This is a genomic window from Cyanobium sp. LEGE 06113 (assembly GCF_015207615.1).
The window spans coordinates 149,096-156,731 of sequence record NZ_JADEWM010000008.1 but is presented as its reverse complement, the minus strand read 5'-3'; the positions used below and the strand labels follow the sequence as shown (position 1 = coordinate 156,731).

Here is a 7,636-nt window from a genome sequence, read left to right as displayed (position 1 = left end):
CATGCCCCAGCAGCGCAAGCCCTAAAGCGTCGTCAGCCATGACGGCTGGGGGAGCATCAGCGTGGCTGAGTTCGAGAACCTGGAGGAGACTCAGGAGCTGTTTCGTCTTTGGAATGCGCGTTGTCACAGGCGCCGCTGGGCCGCCACCCGGTTCTGCCACTGGGAGCGGTGCTCACTGGCCGCCACCACCAGGGCACCCTCCACCAGCCGTCCCTCCAGCCGCCGCAGCGCCCGCGCCCGCAGCGCCGACGGCAGCGCCTGGGAGGCCGCCAGATCGAACACCAGCTCCACCCGCGAATCGGTGGTGTTCACGTTCTGTCCCCCCGGGCCCGAGGAGCGCGAGAAGCGCCAGCGCAGCTCCGCCGCCGGAATCAGCACCGCCGGCGTCACGCGCAGATCACCGCCGGGCAGGTCGCTGGCCATGGTCTGAGCCTGCCACGGGTCTGGAAGCGCGCTGTGCAAGCGTACGGATCAGCTTTCCGCAGCACGCCCTGCCCCCATGGCCCCCTCCCCCGGCTGGATCGATGAGGTCTACGACGGTGTGCGCTATGGCCTGGCCGGCCGGGTGATCGCCGAAACCGATTCGCCCTACCAGCGCATCACGATCATCGAGAGCGAGCGCTACGGCAAGGGCCTGCTGCTCGATGGCTGCTGGATGACGGCCGAGCGCCAGGAACGGCACTACCACGAAGCCTGGTGCATCCGGCCCTCTGCGGAGCCAGCAACCTCGAACGGGTGCTGGTGATCGGCGGCGGCGACGGCGGCACCGCCCGCGAGTGCCTGCGCCACCCCGGCGTGGGCCAGCTCGACATGGTGGAGATCGATGGCCAGGTGGTGGCCTGGAGCCGCGAGCACCTGCCCAGCCTCGGCGGCGGCTGCTGGGATGACCCCCGCTTCCAGCTCACCGTGGGCGATGGCATCGCCTGGGCCGCAGCCGCCCCGGACGCCAGCTACGACGTGGTGATCGTGGATGGCTCCGACCCCGCCGGCCCGGCCGAGGGGCTGTTCAACCGCGCCTTCTTCCAGCACTGCCGCCGCATCCTCAGGCCCGGGGGCGTGTTCGCCACCCAGAGCGAATCGCCGGAGGCCTTCCGCGCGGTGCACCTGGAGATGGTGCAGGTGCTGCGCCAGGTGTTCGGCCATGCCGATCCCCTCTATGGCTGGGTGCCGATGTACCCGAGCGGCTGGTGGAGCTGGACCTTTGCCGCCATCGACGGCCGTCGTTATCTGCAGCCGGATCCCGCCCGTGCCGCGGCCGTGGTCGATGGCTGTGAGATCTGGAGCCCCCGCTGGCAGCGCGGCGCCTTCGAGGCGGTGCCGGCGGCGATCGAGCGGGCCCTCAACGCCTGAATCCCACCGCCATGGCCTCCCTCCCCCTGTTTGACACCGACGGCGCCATCTACATGGCGAGCCGCCGCGATCCAGCCGGCTGCCGCGTCGGCCTGTTCGGGGTGCCCTACGACGGCACCACCTCGTTCCGCCCCGGCACCCGCTTCGGGCCGGCGGCGATCCGGGAGGTGAGCAGCGGCCTCGAAACCTATTGCCCCCAGCTTCAACTGGATCTGGAGGATCTCGCCTTCGCCGATCTGGGGGCTGTGGAGATTCCCTTCGGCAACCCCGAGCCGGTGGTGGCCGCCGTGCGCCGGGCCACGCAAGCCGTGCTCGAGCTGGGGCTCAAACCCCTGATGCTGGGCGGTGAGCACTCGATCAGCTCGGGCGCCGTGGCGGCCGTGGCCCAGCGGCATCCAGAGCTGGCCCTGGTGCAGCTCGATGCCCACGCCGACCTGCGCCAGGAGTGGCTGGGCGCCCGCCACAGCCATGCCTGCGCCATGCGCCGCTGCCTGGAGGTGCTGCCCAGCGGCCAGCTGCTGCAGATCGCCATCCGCAGCGGCACGCGGGAGGAGTTCAGGGAGCTCAGCAGCAGCGGCCGGCTGGTGGCGATCGAGCGGATGGCCGAGGCCCTGCGGCTTCTGCGCGGCCGGCCCCTCTACCTCACCGTGGACCTCGACTGGTTTGATCCGGCGGTGATGGCCGGCACCGGCACCCCCGAACCGGGCGGCTTCCACTGGCCCGATTTCGCTGCCCTGGTGGAGGAGCTGCGCCAGCACCAGCTGGTGGGCGCCGACGTGGTGGAACTGGCCCCCCAGCTCGACCCCAGCGGCGTCAGCAGCGTGCTGGCCGCCAAGGTGACCCGCAGCCTGCTGCTGCTGCTGGGTGCTCAGTAGCAGCAGGTGCCGCTGGTGCGCTGCTCGCGCAGGCGCTGGTGCTGCTGGCCGATCAGCTGCACCGCCAGGGTGGGGTGGTTGTGCAGCAGGTTGAGGAAGCCGAGGCGGTCCAGCCGCAGGATTTCCACCGGCGTGCGGGCCAGGGCGTCACTGCGGTGGATGCCGTCGCCCCACACGATGTCCTGATAGCTGAACATCTCCCCCGGCCTGTAGCTGAGCCGCTCTCCGGATGGGCCCTGCACCTCCACGATGCCGCGGCGCACGCCATAGATGGAATCGGCCGGCGCCCCGACGCCATACACCTTGGCTCCCGTGGGCAGGGTCACCACTTCACAGTCGGCATGGGCCGCCATCAGGGCAATCGGGGCGGTTTGAGGAGCGGTAGCGATCAACGGCGTGGCCAGCGGGTAGCAGAGTGAATCAACCTATTTTGATCGTCTCCCTGACATCAAGGGGTGTCGAAGACAGCCAGATGTGCTCTGCTGAACGATCTTTCGATTTCGTTCAGTATTGTGGCAGCAACGCCTCCAGGCTCAGCTGCTGGCTGCCGCCGAACATGGAGGGCCCGCCGAACACGGAGTGATCAGCAACTGACTCATCCGTCCTGGCCAGGACGCCTTCGCTGCGGCCAGGCTGAGTCTGGCCTGTCACAGAGGCCAGGGTCTGGCCGGGCGAGGCAACCCCGGCGTCCGAATCGGCTCGTGGATCCTGAGGATCGCCGAGGGGCAGCCGCGGTGGCCGGGCCGTCCAGTGGTGGCACCACAGCTCGGAGGAGTGAGCGGAATGGATCGCCAGACGCCTCAGATGGCACCAGCCCGCAGCGGCTCCCGGAGAGGAGGCGCAATGGCGGCAACTGCGGCAGCTGGGGCGATGACCCATCAAGCAAGATTTCTTGAGGGACCCAAAGTAGGGAGATTGGGCCTGGAAGGCCGGGTTGAAACCCGAATCTCCGGATTGTCTTCGCAGCTGGGCTGCGCCACAGCCAGGCTGCTGGAGTGCGGCCATAACCTCAAGGCCCCGCTGTGCTCCTGGTGGACCTGCTGCGCACCCCTCTTCACGCCGTGATTCAGGCTGCGGGGGGGCGGCTGGTGCCCTTCGCCGGCTGGGAGATGCCCGTGCAGTTCTCGGGCCTGGTGGCCGAACACCAGGCGGTGCGGCAGCACTGCGGAGTGTTCGACATTTCCCACATGGGGGTGCTCACCCTGCGCGGTGACGGCGCCAAGGATGCCCTGCAGGGCCTCGTGCCCACCGACCTGTTCCGCATCGGTCCCGGCGAGGCCTGCTACACGGTGCTGCTCAACCAGACCGGCGGCATCCGCGACGACCTGATCGTCTACGACCGGGGCCGCCAGGCTGACGCCGCCGCTGAGACCTGCGATGAGTTGGTGCTGGTGATCAACGCCGCCTGCGCCGCTGAGGACACCGCCTGGATCCGCAGCCAGCTCGAACCCCAGGGGATCAGCATCACCGACCGCAAGGGCGACGGCGTGCTGCTGGCCCTGCAGGGCCCGGAGGCCCAGGCGCGCCTGGAGGCCCTGAGCGGCACCAGCCTGGACAGCCTGCCCCGCTTCGGCCACCGGGAACTGACCCTGGCGGGCTGCACCGCCTTCGTGGGCCGCACCGGCTACACCGGCGAAGACGGCTTCGAGCTGCTGGTGCCCGGCGAGGTCGGCCCGGCCCTCTGGCAGCAGCTGGTCGAGAGCGGCGTCACCCCCTGTGGCCTCGGCGCCCGCGACACCCTGCGGCTGGAGGCCGCCATGCACCTCTACGGCCAGGAGATGGACAGCGCCACCAGCCCCCTGGAGGCCGGCCTGGGCTGGCTCGTGCACCTGGAGATGCCGAAACCCTTCGTGGGCCGCGAGGCGCTGGAGCGCCAGAGCGCCGCCGGGGTGAGCCGCCGCCTGGTGGGCCTGAAGCTGCAGGGCCGCGCCATCGCCCGCCACGGCTACCCGGTGCTGCGGGATGGCGAGCCGGTGGGGGAGGTCACCAGCGGCACCTGGTCGCCCAGCCTGGGCGAAGCGATCGCCCTGGCCTACGTGCCCACGGATGCCGCCCGCCCCGGCACCGAGCTGGCCGTGGAGATCCGCGGCAAGGCCGAACCGGCCCTGGTGGTGAAGCGGCCCTTCTACCGGCGCTAGGCGCCGCTGCCGAACTGGCTGGTGAGCTGGGCCAGCAGAGCGGCGGAGCGCTCGGGGTGGCCCTTCACCTGCAGTTCGCCGGAGCCAGGCCAGAAGTTGATCATCTCGCCGGCCTCGAGCCGAAACACCTCAAACACCCCCTCGTGGCTCCAGTGGCCAGGGAGTTCCAGGGCAGCCACGTGGGCCTTGAGCGCATCCAGCGAACCGGAAAAGTGCATGGAGCAGCAACGCAGCGAGCCGCCTGCATGCTGCCCCATCCGGGCGGCCCCGGCTGCTGCAGACCAGGGGCCGCCCGACCGGATGGGAAAATCGCCGATTGCTCAGGGATCTTCGGCATGCGCAGCCACGGGTGCGGCGACCTGCTCCAGAACGTCAGCGGCCAGGAGGTGCAGCTCTGCGGCTGGGTGGACCGGCGCCGCGACCACGGCGGTGTGATCTTCATCGACCTGCGCGACCGCAGCGGCACGGTGCAGATCACGGTGGACCCCGACCAGGGGGCTGAGGCCTTCGCCGCGGCCGAGCACCTGCGCAACGAGACCGTGATCCAGGTGAGCGGCCGGGTGCGGCAGCGGCCGCCTGAATCGGTCAACACCAAGCTGGCCACCGGCGCGGTGGAGGTGCTGGCAGGCGCCATCACCGTGCTGAACAGCGTCAAGGCCAACCTGCCCTTCCCCGTGTCGGTGCACGACGAGGAGAACACCCGCGAGGAGCTGCGCCTGCGCCACCGCTACCTCGACCTGCGCCGCGAGCGCATGAACGGCAACCTGCGCCTGCGCGCCCGCACGATCCAGGCCGCCCGCCGCTTCCTGGAGGAGCAGGACTTCATCGAGGTGGAAACGCCGGTGCTCACCCGCTCCACCCCGGAAGGGGCCCGCGACTACCTGGTGCCGTCGCGGGTGTGCGGCGGCGAGTGGTTCGCCCTGCCCCAGTCGCCCCAGCTGTTCAAACAGCTGCTGATGGTGGGCGGTATCGAGCGCTACTACCAGGTGGCCCGCTGCTTCCGCGACGAAGACCTGCGCGCCGACCGCCAGCCGGAATTCACCCAGCTGGACATCGAGATGAGCTTCATGGGCCAGGAGCAGATCCTGGAGCTCAACGAGGCCCTGATCAGCGCCATCTGGCAGGCCGTCAAGGGCGTCGAGCTGCCCCGGCCCTTCCCGCGCCTCAGCTGGCACGAGGCCATGGAGCGCTACGGCACCGACCGGCCCGACACCCGCTACGGCATGGAGCTCACCAACGTGAGCGATCTGGTGGCCGACATGGGCTTCAAGGTGTTCTCCGGCGCCGTGGCCGCCGGCGGCGCCGTGAAGTGCATCGCCGTGCCCGGCGGCAATGACGCCATCAGCAACGTGCGCATCAAGCCGGGCGGCGATGTGTTCAGCGAAGCCCAGAAGGCCGGCGCCGGCGGCCTGGCCTTCATCCGCGTGCGCGACGGCGGCGAGATCGACTCCATCGGCGCCATCAAGGACAACCTCAGCGCGGACAAGAAGGCCGAGCTGCTGCGGCGCACCGGTGCGGAACCCGGCAGCCTCATCCTGTTCGGCGCCGGTGACACGGCCACGGTGAACAAGGCCCTCGATCGCGTGCGCCAGTTCCTGGCCCGCGAGCTGGAGCTGGTGCCGGCCGAGCGGGACAACAGCAGCTGGAACTTCCTCTGGGTGGTGGATTTCCCGATGTTCGCGTTCAACGCCGCTGAGAACCGCCTCGAAGCCCTGCACCATCCCTTCTGTGCCCCCAACAGCGCCGACCTCGGCGACGACCCCGCCGCCTGGGCCACCACCCTGCCGGGCGCCCGCGCCCAGGCCTACGACCTGGTGCTCAATGGCCTGGAGCTGGGCGGCGGCTCCCTGCGCATCCACGATTCGGCCCTGCAGCGCCAGGTGCTGCAGACGATCGGCCTGCCTCTGGAGGAGGCCGAGCGCCAGTTCGGCTTCCTGATGGAGGCCCTCGACCTGGGCGCCCCGCCCCACGGAGGCCTGGCCTACGGCATCGACCGCATCGTGATGCTGCTGGCGGGGGAGGAGTCGATCCGCGACACCATCGCCTTCCCGAAAACCCAGCAGGCCCGCTGCCTGATGACCCAGGCGCCCGCCGGGGTGGCCGACCAGCAGCTGCAGGAGCTGCACGTGGCCAGCACCTGGGTGGAGGAGGAGGCCGAGACGGCGGGCTGATCCGGGCTGCGGGGCAGCGGATCCGCCGCAAATCGGCCGCAAATCGGAAGCAAAGCAGCCGAATCCTGCAGCCAGGCCGCCCCCGTGACAACGGTGATGGGGATCCGAGCGCCGTCCTTGACCCAAGCCAAGGCCACCACCGACCCGATCCGGCTCTACCTGCAGGAGATCGGCCGGGTCAGCCTGCTGTGCCAGGAGGAGGAAATCCTGCTGGCCCGCCAGGTGCAGCAGCGCGAGCAGCTCCTGGGCCACAAGGGCGACGGTGCCCTGGAGGACTGGGCCGAGCGCTGCGGGCTCAGCCCCGCCGCTCTGCGCCAGGCCCTGCGCCGCGGCAGCCGCGCCAAGCAGCGCATGCTCCAGGCCAACCTGCGGCTGGTGGTGGCCGTGGCCAAGAAGTACCAGCGCCGGGGCCTGGAGCTGCTGGATCTGATCCAGGAGGGCACCCTCGGGCTGGAGCGGGCCGTGGAACGGTTTGATCCCCGCCGGGGCTTCCGCTTCAGCACCTACGCCTACTGGTGGATCCGCCAGGGCATCACCCGGGCCCTGGCCAGCCAGAGCCGCACGATCCGGCTGCCGGTGCACATCACCGAGAGCCTCAACAGGATCCGCACCAGCCAGCACCAGCTGACCCTGGAGCTGGGCCGCCCCCCCAGCCTTCAGGAGCTGGCGGACGCCGTGGGCCTCGATGTGGCGCGGCTGCGCAGCACCCTCACCCACATCCCGCGGCCCGTGTCTCTCGAGGGTCGGGTGGGCGGCCAGGCCGACACGCCCCTGGTGGATCTGCTGGAAGACGGCCACGCCACCCCGGAGCAGGCCCTCACCCGCCAGCAGCTGCACGCCGATCTGGAAGCGTTGCTGGAGCAGCTGAGCGGCCGCGAGGCCACGGTGATCCGCCAGCGCTTCGGGCTCGAGGACGACACCCCCCGCACCCTGGCCGAGATCGGCGAGCAACTGCAGCTCTCGCGCGAACGGGTGCGGCAGATCGAGTCGCGGGCCCTGCTGAAGCTGCGCCAGCCCCAGAACCGCTGCCGCGTGCGCGACTACCTCGGCAGCCTCGACGGCGGCCCCTGAACTGGGAGCACTCCGCTCACCGATGGGCTAA

At 70.4% G+C, this 7,636-nt stretch carries 7 protein-coding genes and 1 pseudogene; 5 read left to right on the top strand and 3 right to left on the bottom strand.

Features of this window, described 5'->3' with window-relative positions:
- Positions 1-123: 123 nt before the first annotated feature.
- The gene (arfB, locus tag IQ220_RS13370) at positions 124-423 is read right to left on the bottom strand and encodes an alternative ribosome rescue aminoacyl-tRNA hydrolase ArfB (RefSeq protein WP_193915618.1); all 300 of its coding nucleotides are present in this window, start codon (positions 421-423) and stop codon (positions 124-126) included.
- A gap of 76 nt (positions 424-499) precedes the next feature.
- Here arfB and speE point away from each other — a divergent pair.
- Together speE and speB are read left to right on the top strand one after the other, a co-directional pair.
- Positions 500-1,350, top strand: a pseudogene (gene speE / locus IQ220_RS13365) (polyamine aminopropyltransferase).
- Positions 1,351-1,361: 11 nt separating this feature from the next.
- Positions 1,362-2,225: an agmatinase gene (gene speB, locus IQ220_RS13360; RefSeq protein ID WP_193915615.1), complete on the top strand. Its 864-nt coding sequence runs from the start codon at positions 1,362-1,364 to the stop codon at positions 2,223-2,225.
- Here the strand turns inward: speB and IQ220_RS13355 are convergent.
- Complete coding sequence (locus IQ220_RS13355; protein WP_193915612.1) at positions 2,219-2,578, bottom strand: cyclic nucleotide-binding domain-containing protein; 360 nt, start codon at positions 2,576-2,578, stop codon at positions 2,219-2,221. The two genes, speB and IQ220_RS13355, sit on opposite strands and share 7 nt — an antisense overlap.
- A 678-nt stretch (positions 2,579-3,256) precedes the next feature.
- Here IQ220_RS13355 and gcvT point away from each other — a divergent pair.
- Entirely contained in the window at positions 3,257-4,363 is a 1,107-nt protein-coding gene (gene gcvT / locus IQ220_RS13350; protein WP_193915609.1) for a glycine cleavage system aminomethyltransferase GcvT, read from the top strand.
- Here gcvT and IQ220_RS13345 read toward each other — a convergent pair.
- The gene (locus IQ220_RS13345) at positions 4,360-4,581 is read right to left on the bottom strand and encodes a hypothetical protein (protein ID WP_186697711.1); all 222 of its coding nucleotides are present in this window, start codon (positions 4,579-4,581) and stop codon (positions 4,360-4,362) included. The genes gcvT and IQ220_RS13345 overlap by 4 nt on opposite strands.
- Before the next feature lie 117 nt (positions 4,582-4,698).
- Between IQ220_RS13345 and aspS the strand changes: the two genes are divergently transcribed.
- Complete coding sequence (gene aspS / locus IQ220_RS13340; RefSeq protein ID WP_193915606.1) at positions 4,699-6,534, top strand: aspartate--tRNA ligase; 1,836 nt, start codon at positions 4,699-4,701, stop codon at positions 6,532-6,534.
- Positions 6,535-6,630: 96 nt separating this feature from the next.
- Positions 6,631-7,605, top strand: coding sequence for an RNA polymerase sigma factor, RpoD/SigA family (locus IQ220_RS13335; protein WP_193915668.1), 975 nt, complete (start codon positions 6,631-6,633; stop codon positions 7,603-7,605).
- The last annotated feature ends 31 nt before the right edge of the window (positions 7,606-7,636 follow it).